Raw genomic sequence first — 18,120 nt, 5'->3', positions numbered from 1 at the left:
CACAGATAGAAATAGAGATTTTATTGTTAAAGGAACATTTATATTCTTTATTTCATTAATTATCTTAATTATATTAATTTTTGTTTAATTTAATATAATTACGATTAATTATTATTAAAATTAATCCGAGTAAATATAAAAACCAAATCATAATGTCTGTGGGTCCAGTTTCTATCCAAATTAATGTGTGTGTTAAAATAATGGAGTAGATTCCAACTCCAATTCCTTCTTTTAATTTATAAACCATTCCAATAAATAATCCTAAGAATAACATTTGAATTGCAAGACCAATTAATCCAAAGTCAAGAGTGACAGGTCCAAATAATGTTGATGTAAGGCAAACAGTATAATGTAATACATATTCACCAATAAATGTTCTAGGACTTCCAGATGAAAAAATCATGCTTAGAATATGTCCGTTTGTTGAACCAGCAAGAGGAATTATTTTTTCAAAAACTTCTAAAGTAAATGCTGCTCTATAAAATACTAATTGAGCAGGATTTAATGTCCAATGTTGGTTGACTATTGATTGGGATGCAATATATCCTATGGCCATTAGCCCAATAACTATTGCTGCGATAAATAAAATTCCTATTTTTCTAGATATTTTATTCTTATAATAAAGTGTAATAAAAGAACTTCCTAAAATTCCCAAAACAGATGTTCTGTATCCATTAAGACCAAATATTAAAGCCCCAGCTGCAACTAAAATCAGGTATTTTTTATCATAATATTTTGCAAGAAGGATGTTTATCATTATTAAGAATAATGGATATGCTATTCTCCAAATGTTTGTTGTTGCATTTGACTTCAAAACACTATCAAAAAGAGGGATTCCCCCAATTAACACTATATTTAAAGCTTGTAATACTAAAGCTATTAAAACAAGAATTACTAATGTTTTTTCGGATGTAAAATTAATCTCTTTTGTATTATCCACTTTGATTTTATTTTTAACAATTAAAAATCCACCTGAAAAGATTATACATGCGAAAATAATGATTAAAAACACACTCATGTTGAGAGGGTCTTCAAATCTGTAGTCAAATGACCCTATATAACCCATTACTAAAAAGACTAAAATTGCAACTACAATTATTAATGGATTAAAGAAATCAATTTTCTTAAAATTCATTTTATCCTCCGAGTTCCAGGGAAGAGATACATAAGTTTCCACCAAAGTTTGGCATAGCAGCTACATGAGTATGAACATAGCTTGCAAGTGTATTTCTTTGCATAAATCCATCTTGATTATTATAAGATCCTTTTCCTCTTAATATATTGAATGCTAGTTTGTTTTTAATATTGCTATTGTCTACAATGACTTTTGAATAATGGAACTCATGACCATTGAATTTTTCACCTTTTTTGGAGATAATATTATCCTCTTTTACTTCCGCGATAGTATATTTCAGTGCTTGTACTCTATCTGTTAGAATAGCTTTGTAAGGATATATATTTGCCATGTGATCTTCATGTATTGAATTCATAAGATACATTAAACCACCACATTCAGCAAATATAGGTCTATCTTCTAGATGGAAGTTCTTGATTTGTGATAGCATATTTTTATTTGCATTAAGTTCTTTGGAAAATAATTCGGGATATCCTCCACCAATGTATAATCCATCAACATCAGGTAACTCTTCATCATTCAGTGGTGAGAAATACATTATTTTAGCATTATTTGCTTCGAGTGATTCAATATTTTCCTTATAATAAAAGTTAAACACTTCATCATAAGCGACTCCAATTTTAACAGGTTGTTTGTTTATTTTGTTCCAAATTGGTGTAATTTCAGATGTGAGTTTTGGTGCTGTTTTTGCAATTTCAACTAACTTGTCCAAATCAATTGAATTTTTAATAACTTCTGACCATAAATCAATAAATTTAAGTGAATTTTCCCTTTCACGAGCAGGAACAAGACCCAAATGTCTTTGTTCAATAGAAATATTGTCGTCACGTATTATTCCTCCGATAACTTCAGTATTTGTTATTTCTTCAATTGATTTTTTGGTTTTTTCATAATGTGCCTTATTCTTGACTTTATTCAAGATAATTCCTGCAATATTGATTTCAGGATCTAATGCCTTAAAGCCCAAAACAATAGCTGCTGCACTTTTGACTAAGCTTCTGGAATTAATGATTAAAATCACGGGGGCTTTTAGAGATTTAGCTATTGATGCGGTACTGCCAATATCATTTATGGAATCGATTCCTTCATAAAGTCCTCTCACTCCTTCAATAACAGCTATATCTTTTTTATTCATTCCTTTAAGATAAGAATCTCTAACTTGGCCTTCTTTCATAAAAAAAGAATCTAAATTTCTTGAAACATTTCCAGTAGCTAATGTGTGGTAAGATGGATCAATATAATCTGGCCCAACTTTGAATGGCTGAACATTATATTTTTCACTTAGTGCTTTCATTATTCCGGTAGCTATTGTGGTCTTTCCAACAGCACTTCCGGTTCCTGCTAAAATAATTCTCATGTTTAATAATATATTTATATATTTTATTAAAAAGTTATCTTTTTAAAATTAAATATTGTACTTTTTTTTAAAAATTAGCTATTTTTATATAATATTAAAAATAAAATTTAATTCATAATATATGGTGGTAAAATGAGAATTTTATTAATTCATTCTGATTATTTAAATTATAATGTAAAAAACAAAACACCTGTAGCTGAAGATATTGAGGATGCTAAAAAAGAAGGTTCCTTTGATGATTCTTTAGTAGTATTTACAGCTGTTGAAAAAGATGATGAAAATAATCCAGAAGGTATTGTTAAAAATTTAGTTAGTGAAGTTAAAAAAACTAATGATCAAGTTAAAGCTGAAAATATTGTATTATATCCATATGCTCACTTATCTTCTTCATTAAGCTCTCCAAAAGTTGCAGTACAAATCTTAAAAGATGCAGAAGAAGCTTTACTTGCTGAAGATTTTAATGTAAAAAGAGTGCCTTTCGGATGGTATAAAGCATTTGAAATCTCCTGTAAAGGTCACCCATTAAGTGAACTTTCTAGGACTATAACTGCTGAGGATGCAGATGAAGCTAAAATTGAAAGAAAACCTTCAAAATGGCAAATTCTTGAAGGAGATAAAATTACTCAAATAGAAGACTTTGAATTTGATAATAAAAGTTTCAAACAGTTAGTTGATTACGAATTAGGTTGTGGAGCATCTGATGAAGGTGAACCTCCTCATGTTAAATTAATGAGAGAAAAAGAAATTTGTGATTATGAACCTGCGTCTGATGTCGGAAACCTTAGATGGTATCCAAAAGGTAGATTGATAAGAGATTTACTTGCTGATTATGTTTACAACCTTACTGTAGATAATGGAGCAATGCCTATTGAAACTCCAATTTTCTATGATTTAGATAATGAGGCAATATACCAACATGCATACAAATTTGGTGAAAGACAATATAGAACAGACACCAAAAAGAATTTGATGCTTAGATTTGCATGCTGTTTTGGAGCATTCAGAGTAATGGCTGATTCATACTTAACTTGGAAAAACTTACCTGCTAAACTTTATGAATTATCCACTTACAGTTTCCGTTTTGAGAAAAAAGGGGAAGTTGTTGGTCTTAAAAGATTAAGAGCATTCACCATGCCGGATTTCCATTCATTCTGTGCGGATATTCCAGCATCTCTTGATGAATTCTCAAATCAAACTGACATGTGTATGAGTACTGGTAGGGATTTAAACTTGGATTTTGAAGTAATTTTCAGAGCAACCCAAGATTTCTTCGATGAATATGAAGAATGGATGTATGAAATTGCTAGAAAATTCGAAAAACCAATATTATTAGAAATCCTACCTGAAAGACATCATTATTGGGTATGTAAAATCGACTTAGCAAATATTGATGCTTTAGGTCGTCCAATTGAAAACCCAACCGTTCAGCTTGATGTTGAAAGTGCTGGAAGATTTGATATTTCCTATTTGGGAGAAGATGGGGAACAACATACTCCAACTATATTACATTGTTCTCCAACAGGAAGTATTGAAAGAATTTTATGTGCAATGCTTGAAAAAACTGCGATTGAATTAAATGAAAGATCTCCAATGTTACCAACTTGGTTAAGTCCAATACAAGCAAGAATATTAACTGTTGGTGAATCCCACAAGGAATTTGCAGAAGAACTTTATGCTAAAATTAATGCTTCAAACATCCGTGTAGATGTTGATGATAGAGATGAAAGTGTAGGTAAGAAAATTAGAAATGCATCTAAAGAATGGATTCCATACATTTTTGTCGTTGGAGACAAAGAAGTTGAATCTGGTAAATTCCAAGTAACTGTACGTGAAACTGGTGAAAAAGTTGACATGACTGTCGATGAGTTAATTGTTGAAATTAATGAAAAATGTGAAGGAAAACCTTTCAGAAGATTACCTTTACCTAAAGATATCTCAAGAAGGATTAACTTCCAATAAATAATTATATTTATAATTTAACTAATACTATAATATGGAGGAAATTTAATGAACCCAATGTATAAAATAGGAGAAGCTCTTATTGGAGATGGTCCAGAATTAGCACACATTGATTTATTGATTGGTGATAAATTCGGCCCTGTTGGTCAAGCTTTCGCTAATGGTTTATCAAACTTATCTGTAGGACACACTCCTTTAACAAGCGTAATTAGACCTAATTTAATGACTAAACCAGCTACTTTAATTATTCCTAAAGTAACTGTTGGTGATTTAGACGATGCTAGTAAAATATTTGGACCTGCACAAACTGCTGTTGCAAGAGCAGTTGCTGATGCAGTAGAAGAAGGATATATTCCAAAAGAAATTGTAGAAGATATTGTAATTAATGTAAGTGTATTCATTGATCCATCTGCAAAAGATTTCAGGAAAATTTATCAATACAACTATGGGGCAACAAAATTAGCTATCAGAAGAGCAATGGAAGATTACCCATCCATGGAAAAAGTTTTAGCTGAAAAAGACCGTGGAACTCACCCAATCATGGGATTCAAAGTCAAAAAACTTTGGTCACCACCATACTTACAAGTTGCACTTGATTTAGATAATGAAGATGCAATGGAAAGAATTATCAATGACTTACCAGACAATGATAGAATTTTACTCGAAGCAGGAACTCCTCTTGTTAAAAAGTTCGGGGTTGGTATTATTGGAAAAATCAGAGCATTACGTCCTGATGCATTTATCATTGCTGACTTAAAAACTTTAGATGTTGGTCGTGTTGAAGTTAAAATGGCAGCAGATGAAACTGCTGATGCTGTAGCTATTTCTGGTCTTGGTACTGTTGAATCTATTGCTAAAGCTATTCACGAAACTCAAAAACAAGGTATCTATTCTATCTTAGATATGATGAATGTTTCTGGATTTGAAGAAAAATTAGCTAAACTTCCTGATGACTTAAAACCAGACATTGTTTTATTACACAGAAATGTTGATATGGAAACCTACAGAGCAGAACACGGTGAAGACACTAGTGATATGACTGAATGGGGTAACATTAAAGATATTAAAGCACTTCTCGGCGATAAAGGACTCGTTGCTGTTGCAGGAGGTATTAAACCTAGCAATGCTGAAGATGCTATTGAAAAAGGTGCTAATATCATCATCGCTGGTAGATACATCATTGGTTCTAGAGATGTAAGAAGAGCTGCACAAGACTTCTTAGAACACTTTGAACCAGATCCAGACAATATGAGACTTGCTATGGATGAAGATGAAAATATTGAAGTAAAAGATGATTAGTAAATTAGATTTTTTCTAATTTACAACTATTTTTTTTAAAATGGAGCTTTTATTATGGGATTTTGCAATTCATGTGGAAGGCCAATTGTAAAAGAAGATTACGGAACTAATAAAGATGGAAGTTTGAATCCTGATTTTTGTAAAGATTGTTATCAGAATGGTGAATATACTGAACCTGATATAACTTTAGCAGAAATGATTACAAGAAAAACAGAAGAAATGATGGAAAAAAATCCGAGGTTGCCTGAAACACAAGCTACTGGTATTACTGCATTGTTTATTCCAGGACTTAAGAGATGGAATCCTGAGTTTCAAGATGATTATAAAACTCTTTAATCCTCTCTTTTTAAAATAAATTCTTTAACTCTATTTGCTATGTATTCATCATGAGTTTTCATGGTTTTAATTTTGTATAATTCTTCTTCTAAGTCGTTAATTTTATCAACTAACTCATTATATTCTAAACGAAGAGTATTGTAATCTTTTTCTAGTCCTTCATTTAATTCATATATTTCAGCATAACTAGTTTTTGTATTAAGATTTTCTTGTTTTAATTGATCATATTTTTCTGAAACTTGATTATAACTATTTTTAATTGTTGAATTGTCATCGTTTAATTTAGAACATTTAGTTTTAAGATTTTTATTTTCTTCTTTAATACTTGAATATTTTGTTTTTAAGTTTTCATTCTCAGTTTTGATATTGGTAAATTTTGTTTTTAAATTTTCGTTTTCAATAATCAATTTAGAATACTTATCTTTCATTTTTTCGTTTTCTTGTTTGAGATGGTTGATATTATTCTTTTGTAAGGATTTATATTTGTTTTCAACATCTTTTAAAGAGGAAAGTTCTGTTTTTAATTTTTCAATTTCTTCTTCATATTTTGAAGAGGAGTTTAAATTTTCATCTATTTTTTCATTCAATTGTTTCACTTCCTTAACATAAAAATAATTAGCGACTTTTAAAAATTCGTTTTCTTCTTCTCGGTCATTGAGATTCTCAATTTCGCTATTTGGGATAATTAGAACTTCCTCACCATTATTATAGATGTCTTCGTTTTTAGGAATGGTAATTTGAATTTGTTCTGTGGTGTATTTTTTCTTTTCACCATTTTTCAGTGTTCTGTTATATTCTCTTGAATATTTTTTTACTTTACCTTTCCCAAATTTCATAAATTATCTCCTTATGATATAAACATAATTTTGATTTTTTAATTAAATAAATATTTTGTAGCTAATTTAATGTGGAGGTTCGGATTTCTTTAATATTTTTTAAAAAATTATTTTAATTAATTTATATAAACTAGTTTCATGAAAGTTTTTGGAATTTGTGCAAGTCCTAGGTTAAATACAACCCATTATGTTTTAAATAATGCTTTGAATTGTTTAAATGAGCATGGATTTGATACTGTATTGTTCGATTGCAATGCTAAGGATTTAAAGCCTTGTATGCATTGTGATTATTGTCTTGAACATAAAAAGTGTATTATTGATGATGATATGAAAGAGGTTTATGAATCCCTTTTAGATGCTGATGGAATTATTCTAGCAACTCCAGTTCAATCAGGTTCCATTTCAGCAAATTTGTCAATCATTATGGATAGAACCAGAGCATTGGAAGCGATTGACTATAATATTTTAAGAGGAAAAGTGGGGATGAGTATTGCTGTTGGTGGTGATCGCACTGGTGGTCAGGATTTTGCTCATTTAGCTAATATTACTTATTTTATGATACATGGAATTATTCCTGTTAGTGGTGGTCCATTTGGTTCCAATCTGGGAGCATCTTTTGGTCCAATGATTCATTAGATGATGTTAAAAAAGATGATTATGGAATGGAGTCATTAAATAGGACTTTAGTTGAATTTGAAAATTTTTTAAATAAGTATATTTAAATACTAAAATCAAGTTAAATTAATAGTAACTAATTTTTAAGGTAATATTATGGCGAATAAGTTAGTGAGAGGTAGTTTAATAATTCTTATAGGTAATGTAATTTTCCGTATTGGAGGTTATATCTATCGTTTTTTAATGGCAATTCTACTTGGACCTACTGCATACGGTATTTTAGGGATTACTTTGCCATTTCAAGGAATTTTTCAGACTTTATCTGCTGGTGGACTTCCTCCTGCCATTGCTAAATATGTTGCTGAATATGAAGCCGTGGATGAAAAGGACATGGCTCGTCAGACAATTTACACGGCTTTAAAGATTATGGTTTTTTTAGGTTTGTTTTTTGGAGTAATAATGATTTTTGTTGTTGCTCCATATTTAGCTTATAATTACTTGGGAAAACCAGAAGCATTAATTCCTTTGCAAATTGTGGGACTTATTACTCCATTTAGTGTTATTGTTGGTGCTTTTAGAGGAGCATTTCAAGGAGTATATAAAATGGAGTATATTGTATATACTCGTGCTGTAGAGCAACTTGGTATGATTTTATTTGCAACAGCTTTTGTTTTAATAGGTTTATCTACAACTGGTGCTTTATGGGGTACTGTTTTAGGATATTCTCTTTCTGTTGTAGCGGCAGTTTATATTTTTAAATATCGTATGGGTAATCTAATACCTAAACCTAGTGATGATTTTGTTTTCACTAGACGCGATGAATTGAAACTTGCAACTACATTGGTTAAATTTTCTATTCCAGTGATTATTACTGCTATTGCTGAAATGCTTATTTATAATATCTGTACTATCGTGATGGGTAAGTTTTTAACATTTGAGGATATTGGATTTTTTGCAGCGGCAGATCCTATTTCAAGGCTTCCTTTGATTATCTCAGTTTCTATTGCGACTACAATTTTGCCTGCTTCTTCAGAGGCATTTAAATTAAAGGATACAAGTATGCTTCAGAAGTATGTTTCAGAAGCTTATAAGTTTTCATTGTTGTTCGTTGTTCCGATGTGTGTTGGCCTTACATTATTTGCAGAACCTACTTTAAGGGTTCTTTACTTTAAAAATCCGGCTTATGTAGCGGGAGCTATGGCATTAGCAATTTTATCTATTGGTATGACATTTTATTCAATATTTGCTATCTCAACTAGTATTATTCAAGGAATTGGAAATCCTAGGATTCCAATGTATATTTTAGTTGGTGGAGCTATTGTGACTGGTGTTTTGAATTGGATGATGGTTCCAACTCTTGGAATTGCCGGTGGTGCACTTGCTACTAGTGGTGCCTGTTTTTTAATGATGGTTCCATGTGTGTATTTTGTATTTAGATTAACAAAAACCAAGGCTCCTGTTATGCAAATAGTCAAGATATTAGTTGCATCAGGAATTATGGCTGTAGTTGCATATTTTATTCCAAAAAATACTTTATTTTTATTCCCAGGAATATTTTTATGTATAATCGTATATTTCTTTGCTTTGGTTTTAGTTAAATTCTTCCAAAAAGATGATATAGAAAGTTTAAGAGGACTCTCATCTAAGTTTGGTCCTCTTTCTAAAATTATTAATAAATTGTTAAATTTTGTTGAAAGAATTGAATTTAGATGAAGGGAATACTTTTGGATTTGAGTCGATTTTTATTTAGATCGTGTTTATTTCCAATAATTATTAATTATTTTGAAAAAATGAGTGTTATTTAATGAATTATTAAATTTATTTTATATTTAAGTTGGATAACTTTAATTTTAATAAAAAATAATCAAAAGATATTTAATTATAATAAATATAAATATAATATTATAATTTTGGGGGATATCATGGCTGATGTAAATGCAGGTGTAGAATATAAAATTAATGTAGATGGTAATTTATTTTTATTAGATAATAAAAAATACCAGTTATTGCAGGCTATTTTAGATACTGGCTCATTAACAACAGCTTCTAAAAAGATTAAAGTTTCTTATAGAACTGCTTTAAATTACATTGAAAAAATGGAATCTGCACTCAATGTAAAAATTGTTAATACTACTAAAGGTGGTAAAGGTGGTGGTGGAGGAACCTCTCTTACAGATGATGGGTACTCCATATTAAAAGAATGTAAAAAAATTAATGCAATTATGGAACTTCACAAGGAAGTTAATGAAATTGAGGCAGATATTGTCGATATTAATACTGAAAAAGGTGTAATGACTATTAAAATGAATCAATTTGAAATAAGCGCACCATTAAATAGGAATTATGCTATTGGAGATAAAATTTTAGCTTTGATAAGTTATGACAACATATTTTTAATGTTGGAACCTCAATCTTCAAGTATTCGTAATGTTTTAAAAGGTCAAATTATTGAAATGAAACTTCAAAATGAGATAATTCGTGTTAAAGTTGATGTTGGTGGAGTTGTTTTATGTTCTGATATTACAGTTTCCGCTGAGAAAGAATTAAGTCTTAAAATTGGTACTGAAGTTTATGTTGGTTTCAAGGCAATGTCTGTTGCGACATTAAAATTATGATTATTATGAGGAGATTAAATGTTACAAATTTTGGTTGATGAAGAAAAATGTATTGGTTGTGGAAATTGTGCTGAGATTTGTCCAAAATCTGCTAAAATTTGGAAAATTACGGATGTTGCACATATATTAGATTTAAGATATTGTCATGTTTGTACACTATGTGCAATGGAATGCCCTACTCAATGCATTAAAATTGAACGTAATGGTTAAACTATTTAAATTATTAAACTAAATTTAATTATTTCATGGGTTAGATTATGACTAGGAATACAAATGTTTCAAGAAAGACATCTGAAACTGATATTAATATCAAGATGAATCTTGATGGTACAGGTAAGTATAATATTTCAACTGGTGTGAATTTCTTTAACCATATGTTAGAATCATTTTCAAAGCATAGTATGATAGATTTGGATATTCAAGCTAGTGGGGATATTGAAATCGATGATCATCATACGATTGAGGATGTTGGAATATTGCTTGGTGAAGCATTTGCTAAGGCTATTGGTGATAAAAAAGGAATTAAAAGAATGGCACATGCCATTGTTCCGATGGATGAATCAGTAGCAACAGTAGCAATAGACATTAGTGGACGTAGTTATTGCAATATGGATTTAAAATTTAAAAATGAAAAAATTGGAGACATGACTTCTGATATTGTAATTCATTTCTTTGAATCTTTTGCAGGTTCTGCCAAATTGAATATCTACGGGACTGTTGAAGGTGCTAATGACCATCATAAAGCTGAAGCTATTTTTAAAGCATTTGCTAAATCTATCAAAGAAGCAATAAAGATAGAGCATGATCAAATTCCTTCTACAAAAGGAGTATTGTAGCTATTAAATTAGCTATCTTTTTTTCTTATTTTATAAAAATTAGTTACAGTAACTGGTTGAAAGTGGTTTATTAAAAAAATAAAAAAAGAAAAGTAGTAAAAACTACTTATTCTGGTTTTGAAATCAAGTCAGTTTTAGAACCTAAGTTTCCTTCTTTCATGTGAGGGGTTCTTAAAACAGTATCATTTGCTTTTTCGATTTCTCTTGCTTCTTGAGCTAATTTAGCAGCACATGCAGCAATTTCGTGAGCAGCAGCTACTAATGGAATGAAGTTTTCGAAACCTTTGGTCATGAAACAACCTTTCATATCTAAGTTTGCAACAGATCCAGCCATTTCGTATGCAGCAATTGCTTTTGCTTTTGCGTATGGGTTTGCGAATCCACCTGCTTCAGCAGCTTTTTCAGCGGTAACAATAAGTTTAGGTAATTCGATTTCTCCAGCTTCAGCTTGTTCAATTACAGTATCAATGGTTTGTTGAACTAATCTTAATGCTCCAGTTTCAGCTAATACTTTTAATATGTCGGAGTTGAAGATAGCCATTTCAGTTGGGTCTAACCATTCTCTTTTTGCACCAATCATTGGGTCAGACATAACGATGATGTAACCTAATCCTTGTTCATCCATTTCATCTTTTTTACCTTTACCAGGTGCGTCACCTACGATAATAGCAGGAATATCTTTTTCAGATAATAATTCTCTTGCTTTAGCAGGTCCAGGTGCTCCTGGGTTTGGGCTAATGAAAATTGCAAAATCTGGTTCGAATGCATCTATTTTAGGTACGATGTCTTCTACTTGTTCAGGGTTCATTTTTGCTCCAGATCCAAAAGTTCTTACATCGATGTTTGGTCTGTCTGCTCTTTCATCTAACAATAGGTCAATTACTGGTGAAGTACCAATATTACCACTTTTAATAATAGCAATTTTAACTACCATAATTCATGTCTCCTTTTTCGATAATACTATTTTTAGCTAGAAAAGTATTTAAATTTTATTATTTGTTATTTTTAATCATTATAACACTTATTTTTCAAAAAATTGCCCATTACTTCATTTTATTTAATGAAAAAATAAACAAAATTCATTATTTTAATTTTTTTTCAAGAAAAAGAATTTTATAAATATTATTTTTTTAGTTAAAGTTTACTTTTAAGAAGAGCAAGAATAGAATATTAAATTAAATATTAATAAAATTTTTAAAAATTAGAATAGTGGTTCCGACGAGATTCGAACTCGTGATCCCCTCCTTGTAAGGGAGGTATCATACCACTAGACCACGGAACCAATAAATAGTATTGAATATTGTAGGTTGTCTACATAATCAACAAATAGTATTATGAAGTTAATCATATATATACTTTTCCTTTTTTTGAATTTTTAACAAAGTAAATTTTAATATATGATAAAAACATAACTAATGTATAAATAATATTTGAAGTGATAAAATGGCATGGGATGACACAGCTAGTAAAATTTGGGTAGATGGTGAAATGGTTGACTGGAAAGATGCAAAAATTCATGTACTTTCCCACGTAGTCCATTATGGTACAAGTGTTTTCGAAGGAATTCGTGCATATAAAAATGAAAATGGTGTTGCAGTATTTCGTTTAAAAGAACATGTACAACGTTTATTTGATTCTGCAAAAATCTATAAAATGGAAATTCCATTCACACCAGAGGAAATTGAAGAAGCAATTTTAGAAACTGTTCGTGTAAATGATTTAAATGGATGTTACATCCGTCCTATTGCATTTAAAGGGTATGGGCAATTAGGTGTAGATCCTAGTGGATGTCCTGTTAATGTAGTAATTGCTGCTTGGGAATGGGGATCTTATTTAGGTGAAGAAGGAATGGCAAATGGTGTAGATATTGGTGTATCTTCATGGAGAAAACCTGCTCCTGATACTTTCCCAGCACTCGCAAAATGTGGTGCTAATTATATGAACTCTCAATTAGCAAAAATGGAAGCTATTGATAATGGATATGATGAAGCAATCATGCTTGATTATGAAGGTCATGTTTCTGAAGGTAGTGGGGAAAATATTTTCCTAGTTGAAGGTGAAAAATTATTCACTCCCGCTATGTCATCATCTAACCTCAAAGGTATTACAAGGGACTCTATAATGACTGTTGCACGTGATTTAGGTTATGAAGTTATTGAAGAAGTCATTTCAAGAGAAAGATTATATTCTGCTGATGAAGTATTCTTCACAGGAACTGCAGCTGAAGTAACTCCAATCCGTTCTATTGACCACAGAACTATTGGTATTGGTAAAAGAGGACCAATTTCTGAAAAATTACAAACTGCTTTCTTCGATATAGTTGAAGCTAAAGTAGAAGATAAATATGGTTGGTTATCTTATATCTAAGTGGTGTAACTTATGGATATATTACAAGCTATAATAATTGGTATTGTTCAGGGATTAACTGAATTTTTACCAGTTAGTAGCTCAGCACATTTAGTTTTTGCCCATAATTTATTAAATGTTGAAAGCTCTTTAGCTTTTGATATTTTACTTCATTTGGGAACATTAATTGCAGTATTGTGGTTCTTCCGTTGGGATATAATTAAAATGATTAAATCCTGGTGGTTAAGTATTGGGGACATATTGCAAGGAAGATTTAAGGAAGGTTTTTATGCGGATTCTTATAAAAGGCTTGCTTGGTATGTTATTTTAGCAACTATTCCAGTTGGAATTGTGGGAGTATTGTTTGATGATGCAGTTGAATCATTTTTTGCAGGCGCACTTTATGTTCCAGCATTTTTCTTGTTTGTAACTGGTACTATTCTCTATTTATCTCAAAGAATGAATAGTGGTAAAATTAACAAGGAGAATTTTTCTAAATCTGAAGCTTTGGTAATGGGATTGGGACAAGCATGTGCGATATTGCCGGGTCTTTCACGTTCCGGAACTACTATTGCTGCTGGTTTAGTAATGGGTCTTGACAAAGAATTTGCTGCTAGATTCAGTTTTATTTTATCTATCCCAGCAATATTTGGAGCATTTGTTTTTAAATTAGGAGACATTGGTTCTGCAATAGATGTTAACTTCTTACCAATATTCATTGGTTTTATTGCATCAATAATTGCAGGATATTTAGCTATTAAATGGATGTTAGATTTAATTAAAAATAAAAGTTTGGATATTTTTGCATATTATTGTTGGTTGATGGGTATTATAGTGTTTATGGGCTCAATTACCCATATATTCTAAAATTAAAAAAATAGAGATTAATATTCTCTATTCACATACTTTTTCTATTTTTTCTCTTAATTCTTCAACAGAACTTCCTAAAACAAGTGCTGTAAACATCATTCCTCCAGCTCCTGCTCCTTCTTTAACAAATCCTGTTAAGTAATTTCTTAATCCTTCATGTTTAGAATCTCCAAATTTAGGGTCTACTATATTCACTGTAATATTGTCGTCAATTTGGTTTAAAATACCAAATAAATCTGCAGTTTCATCATCTGCAACGAATACGGTAGTAGCTAAATTAATTCTTGAAAAATCAAAGTTTGGTTGAATTGATTTTATTACAGCACAAGTTGCAGCCATTTGTGTTCCACCAGCTAAGATAATTGGAACATCTGAACCTAGCACAAGGCCTGCAATTGCGGCTATTGTTGGATCTCCTACTGCTGCAATAGCTTGTATAGCATCTGACTCACCAGGTATTATTCCTGCATTTTTTAAACCTTCATCAACAACTTTTGATTTTAAGTCATGAGGGTTATGGGGCATACTTCCACTAACTTTTTCATTAGCTTTGTAACCTAATGCTTTTAGGACTCCAAGTGCTGTTGTTGTTCCAGCAGCTATGCTTTCACCAATAATTAGGAATTCGTGTCTTCTAGATAACTCAGCACCTAAATCTTTTCCATTTTCAATAATTTCTAATGGATTTACAACACCTTTTCCAGTTCTTATATCGTTCCCGGATTCTTTTCCAAAGCTGTAGTATGACACGTCAGCTTTTACTTTTGATCCTGCATCAATAATAACAAATGGAATATTTGAAAGTTGAAGTGCTGCTTTTGTAAGTCTTGCAGGTGTCGGTGCAGCTGCACCGTCAACAACGGTCTCGGCAGCAGTTTGTGTACAATGAACCTCTCCTAGAACTAAAAACTCTGCATCTGCTGCAGGTGTAAATAATGTTAATTCGGGTGTTGCTCCTGCTCCTGAAATATTGGGAATTGTTGATGTATCAGTTGTTCCTATTGTAAGTAGGAATACTGGTTCCTCGCATTCCTGTAATTTTTCAATAAGTTCAGTTGAACCATATGTTTTTATTCCATCAATCATTATTTTCACCTAGTTTTTTCAATTGTTCTAAAATTAGTTTATTTTGATTAATAATTTTTTTATTTTGTAACATGATTTTCTTTAGCATTTCTATTTCGGGTAATTCTTCATCATTTAAGAATTGTTTTCCATCTCTTGCTCTTGGTGGAATTCTAATTTGATCTTTTGGAGGAAGTGATTTTTTTTCACTTGCTTTTGGGGGTATGACTCCTCTTGATGCACTATCTTCGTTTGTAATAAAGTCAACATATCTATGTGTTACCTTATTTTTTCCTTTCTCATCAAGTAATTCCATTAGTCTGTCATCTACTTCTTTAACACCATGAAGTTGTTCTTGTTCTACCTCGTGCAATAATCTTTTTTGAATATTATAAGCATTATAAATTGGAATTCCACGAGCTTCACATTCATTTTTAAACATATCGCTGATGTTAATATCTCCGGTTAATTTTTTAACTCTTTTTTGTTCTGGAGTATTAGCGCTATAAAATCCCATACTTTTTTATTATGTTTTTTAAATTTAAAAAATATTTTTATATTTTTAAAAGTAATAATATAATTAATTGAATTTTTTAGTTGATTATTTTGATATGTTTAGGAATTGAAGGAACTGCAGAAAAAACAGGTGTAGGTATTGTTGATAGTGATGGTAATATATTGGCCATGGCTGGAAACCAATTATTTCCAGAAGAGGGCGGTATTCATCCAAGAATGGCTGCTGAGCATCATGCAGAATGGATTCCAAAATTAATTCCACAGGCTATTGAAGAATCTGGACTTTCTTATGATGACATTGATTTAATATCATTCTCTCAGGGCCCAGGTTTGGGTCCAGGTTTAAGAATCGTTGCAACTTCTGCTCGTAGTCTTGCGTTATCTCTTAAAAAACCAATAATTGGTGTAAATCATTGTATTGGTCATGTTGAAGTTGGAAAATTGGACACTGGTGCAATAAATCCTGTTTCTCTTTATGTAAGTGGTGGAAATAGTCAGGTAATTGCTTATGAAAGTGGGCGATATAGAGTATTTGGTGAAACTTTAGATATTGCTATTGGTAATTGTCTTGATCATTTTGGTCGTGAAACAGGATTGGGACATCCTGGAGGTCCAGTCATCGAAAAATTAGCTAAGCAAGGTTCCTATATTGATTTACCATATGTTGTAAAAGGAATGGATTTTTCATTTTCAGGATTATTGTCAGCTGCATTAAGGGAAGCTGAAAAAGGAATTCCTATTGAAGACATTTGTTATTCTCTTCAGGAAACTGCTTTTTCCATGCTTGTTGAAGTAACCGAACGTGCACTGTCACATACTCAAAAAGATGAAGTCATGTTATGTGGTGGAGTTTCAGCTAATTCAAGATTAAGGGAAATGCTTAAAATAATGGCTGAAGAGCATGGTGCTAAATTTTACATGCCTAAAATGGAACTTTGTGGTGATAATGGAGTAATGATTGCATGGTTAGGCCTTTTAATGTGTAAAGAGTTTGGACCAATGGATTTATCCCAAACAGGAATTATTCAAAAGTTTAGAACTGATGAAGTTGATATTCCATGGATTGATAATACTAAATCATATTTAAAATTGAATGATGATTTAATAGCTAAAGGAGCTGAATCTAACATTGTTAAAAGTAGCTATTTAGGTGAAAATGCTATTCTGAAAGATAGAATTCCTAAAGGGTATAGAATAGCTGAAATAGATGATAAAATTAGAAAATTAAGAACAAAAGAAGAGGCTAAACTTTTATCCGATGCAAAACGTGCTGGTGTTAGGACACCTATTTTATATGATATTAATTTAAAAGAGAAATCAATATTGATGGAAGAAATTGAAGGTAAAATGGTCAAAGATGTTATTGATGAGGATTTAGCATTTAGAATTGGTGAAGAGATTGCAAAGCTCCATTCTGCAGATATTATTCATGGAGATATCACATCATCAAATGTCATGATTCAGGATGACAAACTAGTTTTCATTGATTTTGGTCTTGGAAGATATTCCAATTTAGATGAAGATAAAGCAGTTGATTTACTTGTATTAAAGAAATCTTTTCAAAGTATTGACTATAATTTAGCATTAAAATATTTTGATTGTGTATTGAAAGGGTATGGTGATGAGGGTATTGTTAATAAAATATCTGACATTGAATCCCGTGGAAGATATACTCATTAATTATTGATTAACTATATAAAAAAATGAAATCATATTTAAATATATGATAACATTTATAACTGGTAACGAACATAAAGTTAAAGAAGCAGAGAATATTTTCAAAGATTATGACATTACATTAGAGCATATTGATTTAGGCTATGAAGAACCTCAAGGAACTCTTGAGGAAGTAGCTATATCAGGCGCAAAATATGCTTGTCATAAACTTGATAAACCTGTGATTGTTGAAGATGCTGGTTTATTCATTAAAGCTTTAAAAGGATTTCCTGGAACATATTCACATTATGTTCAAGATACTTTAGGAAATCAAGGAATTTTGAAGTTATTAGCAGATACTGATGACCGTTATGCCGAATTCAGGTCAGTTATTGGGTACTGTGCCCCCAATTCTGAGCCCAAGATCTTTTTAGGCAAGGTGTCAGGAGAAATTGCAGTTGAAGAAAGAGGAGATTTAGGATTTGCTTTTGATCCACTTTTTTATGTTCCAAGTCTGGATAAGACATTTGGGGAACTTACAACTGATGAAAAAAACCAATTTTCACATAGAAAAAATTCTTTAGAAAAATTTATTAAATGGTATTCTAGTCAGGAATAGCTTTGTATTTCTAAAAATTTTAAATTTATACTTATTGGGCTTATTTAAAAATATTAAAGA

The 18,120-nt window shown here is 31.0% G+C and carries 17 protein-coding genes, 1 tRNA gene and 1 pseudogene; 12 read left to right on the top strand and 7 right to left on the bottom strand.

What is annotated here, in order from left to right:
* Positions 1–73: 73 nt before the first annotated feature.
* Both ACR0P1_RS01965 and cfbB read right to left on the bottom strand, forming a co-directional pair.
* Entirely contained in the window at positions 74–1,135 is a 1,062-nt protein-coding gene (locus tag ACR0P1_RS01965; RefSeq protein WP_432644724.1) for an oligosaccharide repeat unit polymerase family protein, read from the bottom strand.
* A gap of 1 nt (position 1,136) precedes the next feature.
* Positions 1,137–2,492 (bottom strand): Ni-sirohydrochlorin a,c-diamide synthase, encoded by a 1,356-nt coding sequence (gene cfbB, locus ACR0P1_RS01960; protein WP_432644723.1) that lies wholly within the window; start codon positions 2,490–2,492, stop codon positions 1,137–1,139.
* Between the two features lie 132 nt (positions 2,493–2,624).
* Between cfbB and ACR0P1_RS01955 the strand changes: the two genes are divergently transcribed.
* Genes ACR0P1_RS01955 through ACR0P1_RS01945 form a run of 3 tightly spaced genes read left to right on the top strand, consistent with a single transcriptional unit; the run spans position 2,625 to position 6,086 of the window.
* Positions 2,625–4,451 carry a threonine--tRNA ligase gene (locus tag ACR0P1_RS01955; RefSeq protein ID WP_432644722.1) on the top strand — a complete coding sequence of 609 codons (1,827 nt, stop codon included), beginning with the start codon at positions 2,625–2,627 and terminating at the stop codon, positions 4,449–4,451.
* A 57-nt stretch (positions 4,452–4,508) separates the two neighbouring features.
* Positions 4,509–5,750: a bifunctional 5,6,7,8-tetrahydromethanopterin hydro-lyase/3-hexulose-6-phosphate synthase gene (locus tag ACR0P1_RS01950; protein ID WP_432644726.1), complete on the top strand. Its 1,242-nt coding sequence runs from the start codon at positions 4,509–4,511 to the stop codon at positions 5,748–5,750.
* Positions 5,751–5,804: 54 nt separating this feature from the next.
* Positions 5,805–6,086, top strand: a complete 282-nt coding sequence (locus ACR0P1_RS01945; RefSeq protein ID WP_432644721.1) for a zinc ribbon domain-containing protein — start codon at positions 5,805–5,807, stop codon at positions 6,084–6,086.
* On the opposite strand, the gene ACR0P1_RS01940 is transcribed toward ACR0P1_RS01945, so the two are convergent.
* Entirely contained in the window at positions 6,083–6,922 is an 840-nt protein-coding gene (locus ACR0P1_RS01940) for a phosphoserine phosphatase (RefSeq protein ID WP_432644720.1), read from the bottom strand. The genes ACR0P1_RS01945 and ACR0P1_RS01940 overlap by 4 nt on opposite strands.
* Before the next feature lie 138 nt (positions 6,923–7,060).
* On the opposite strand from ACR0P1_RS01940, the pseudogene ACR0P1_RS01935 reads away from it, so the two are divergent.
* The 5 genes and pseudogenes from ACR0P1_RS01935 (at position 7,061) to hisB (ending at position 10,988) form a co-directional block, all read left to right on the top strand.
* A pseudogene (locus tag ACR0P1_RS01935) lies at positions 7,061–7,644 on the top strand (flavodoxin family protein).
* A 49-nt stretch (positions 7,645–7,693) separates the two neighbouring features.
* A complete protein-coding gene (locus ACR0P1_RS01930; RefSeq protein WP_432644719.1) occupies positions 7,694–9,250 on the top strand; it encodes an oligosaccharide flippase family protein in 1,557 nt (518 codons plus the stop codon).
* 209 nt (positions 9,251–9,459) lie between these two features.
* Complete coding sequence (locus ACR0P1_RS01925) at positions 9,460–10,152, top strand: TOBE domain-containing protein (RefSeq protein WP_432644718.1); 693 nt, start codon at positions 9,460–9,462, stop codon at positions 10,150–10,152.
* Between the two features lie 18 nt (positions 10,153–10,170).
* A complete protein-coding gene (locus tag ACR0P1_RS01920; RefSeq protein WP_432644717.1) occupies positions 10,171–10,362 on the top strand; it encodes a 4Fe-4S binding protein in 192 nt (63 codons plus the stop codon).
* Between the two features lie 47 nt (positions 10,363–10,409).
* Positions 10,410–10,988, top strand: a complete 579-nt coding sequence (gene hisB / locus ACR0P1_RS01915) for an imidazoleglycerol-phosphate dehydratase HisB (protein WP_432644716.1) — start codon at positions 10,410–10,412, stop codon at positions 10,986–10,988.
* 106 nt (positions 10,989–11,094) lie between these two features.
* Here the strand turns inward: hisB and ACR0P1_RS01910 are convergent, their stop codons facing one another.
* Together ACR0P1_RS01910 and ACR0P1_RS01905 are read right to left on the bottom strand one after the other, a co-directional pair.
* Positions 11,095–11,922, bottom strand: a complete 828-nt coding sequence (locus ACR0P1_RS01910) for a F420-dependent methylenetetrahydromethanopterin dehydrogenase (RefSeq protein ID WP_432644715.1) — start codon at positions 11,920–11,922, stop codon at positions 11,095–11,097.
* A 276-nt stretch (positions 11,923–12,198) separates the two neighbouring features.
* Positions 12,199–12,270: transfer RNA gene (locus ACR0P1_RS01905), tRNA-Val, on the bottom strand.
* Between the two features lie 161 nt (positions 12,271–12,431).
* Between ACR0P1_RS01905 and ACR0P1_RS01900 the strand changes: the two genes are divergently transcribed.
* On the top strand, positions 12,432–13,355 hold the full coding sequence (locus ACR0P1_RS01900; RefSeq protein WP_432644714.1) for a branched-chain amino acid transaminase: 924 nt from the start codon (positions 12,432–12,434) through the stop codon (positions 13,353–13,355).
* Between the two features lie 12 nt (positions 13,356–13,367).
* The gene (locus ACR0P1_RS01895; protein ID WP_432644713.1) at positions 13,368–14,201 is read left to right on the top strand and encodes an undecaprenyl-diphosphate phosphatase; all 834 of its coding nucleotides are present in this window, start codon (positions 13,368–13,370) and stop codon (positions 14,199–14,201) included.
* A gap of 27 nt (positions 14,202–14,228) precedes the next feature.
* Here ACR0P1_RS01895 and cobT read toward each other — a convergent pair whose 3' ends face one another.
* Positions 14,229–15,290, bottom strand: coding sequence for a nicotinate mononucleotide-dependent phosphoribosyltransferase CobT (gene cobT, locus ACR0P1_RS01890; protein ID WP_432644712.1), 1,062 nt, complete (start codon positions 15,288–15,290; stop codon positions 14,229–14,231).
* The gene (locus tag ACR0P1_RS01885) at positions 15,283–15,786 is read right to left on the bottom strand and encodes a hypothetical protein (RefSeq protein WP_432644711.1); all 504 of its coding nucleotides are present in this window, start codon (positions 15,784–15,786) and stop codon (positions 15,283–15,285) included. The genes cobT and ACR0P1_RS01885 overlap by 8 nt, the downstream gene beginning before the upstream one ends.
* A gap of 80 nt (positions 15,787–15,866) precedes the next feature.
* Between ACR0P1_RS01885 and ACR0P1_RS01880 the strand changes: the two genes are divergently transcribed.
* Together ACR0P1_RS01880 and ACR0P1_RS01875 are read left to right on the top strand one after the other, a co-directional pair.
* Positions 15,867–17,465 carry a bifunctional N(6)-L-threonylcarbamoyladenine synthase/serine/threonine protein kinase gene (locus ACR0P1_RS01880; RefSeq protein WP_432644710.1) on the top strand — a complete coding sequence of 533 codons (1,599 nt, stop codon included), beginning with the start codon at positions 15,867–15,869 and terminating at the stop codon, positions 17,463–17,465.
* Between the two features lie 43 nt (positions 17,466–17,508).
* Complete coding sequence (locus ACR0P1_RS01875) at positions 17,509–18,060, top strand: XTP/dITP diphosphatase (RefSeq protein ID WP_432644709.1); 552 nt, start codon at positions 17,509–17,511, stop codon at positions 18,058–18,060.
* Positions 18,061–18,120 lie beyond the last annotated feature (60 nt).

This window comes from Methanobrevibacter sp., from assembly GCF_050872065.1.
In the GTDB taxonomy this organism is placed as follows: Archaea; Methanobacteriota; Methanobacteria; order Methanobacteriales; family Methanobacteriaceae; genus Methanocatella.
This window is presented reverse-complemented; position numbering and strand designations above follow the sequence as displayed.

Coding starts and splice junctions, on each gene's coding strand:
- cobT (WP_432644712.1), bottom strand. CDS start 15,290: ATGATTGATGGAATAAAAACATATGGTTCAACTGAACTTATTGAAAAA.
- ACR0P1_RS01875 (WP_432644709.1), top strand. CDS start 17,509: ATGATAACATTTATAACTGGTAACGAACATAAAGTTAAAGAAGCAGAG.
- ACR0P1_RS01900 (WP_432644714.1), top strand. CDS start 12,432: ATGGCATGGGATGACACAGCTAGTAAAATTTGGGTAGATGGTGAAATG.
- ACR0P1_RS01930 (WP_432644719.1), top strand. CDS start 7,694: ATGGCGAATAAGTTAGTGAGAGGTAGTTTAATAATTCTTATAGGTAAT.
- ACR0P1_RS01910 (WP_432644715.1), bottom strand. CDS start 11,922: ATGGTAGTTAAAATTGCTATTATTAAAAGTGGTAATATTGGTACTTCA.
- ACR0P1_RS01885 (WP_432644711.1), bottom strand. CDS start 15,786: ATGGGATTTTATAGCGCTAATACTCCAGAACAAAAAAGAGTTAAAAAA.
- cfbB (WP_432644723.1), bottom strand. CDS start 2,492: ATGAGAATTATTTTAGCAGGAACCGGAAGTGCTGTTGGAAAGACCACA.
- ACR0P1_RS01940 (WP_432644720.1), bottom strand. CDS start 6,922: ATGAAATTTGGGAAAGGTAAAGTAAAAAAATATTCAAGAGAATATAAC.
- ACR0P1_RS01920 (WP_432644717.1), top strand. CDS start 10,171: ATGTTACAAATTTTGGTTGATGAAGAAAAATGTATTGGTTGTGGAAAT.
- hisB (WP_432644716.1), top strand. CDS start 10,410: ATGACTAGGAATACAAATGTTTCAAGAAAGACATCTGAAACTGATATT.
- ACR0P1_RS01950 (WP_432644726.1), top strand. CDS start 4,509: ATGTATAAAATAGGAGAAGCTCTTATTGGAGATGGTCCAGAATTAGCA.
- ACR0P1_RS01955 (WP_432644722.1), top strand. CDS start 2,625: ATGAGAATTTTATTAATTCATTCTGATTATTTAAATTATAATGTAAAA.
- ACR0P1_RS01925 (WP_432644718.1), top strand. CDS start 9,460: ATGGCTGATGTAAATGCAGGTGTAGAATATAAAATTAATGTAGATGGT.
- ACR0P1_RS01965 (WP_432644724.1), bottom strand. CDS start 1,135: ATGAATTTTAAGAAAATTGATTTCTTTAATCCATTAATAATTGTAGTT.
- ACR0P1_RS01895 (WP_432644713.1), top strand. CDS start 13,368: ATGGATATATTACAAGCTATAATAATTGGTATTGTTCAGGGATTAACT.
- ACR0P1_RS01945 (WP_432644721.1), top strand. CDS start 5,805: ATGGGATTTTGCAATTCATGTGGAAGGCCAATTGTAAAAGAAGATTAC.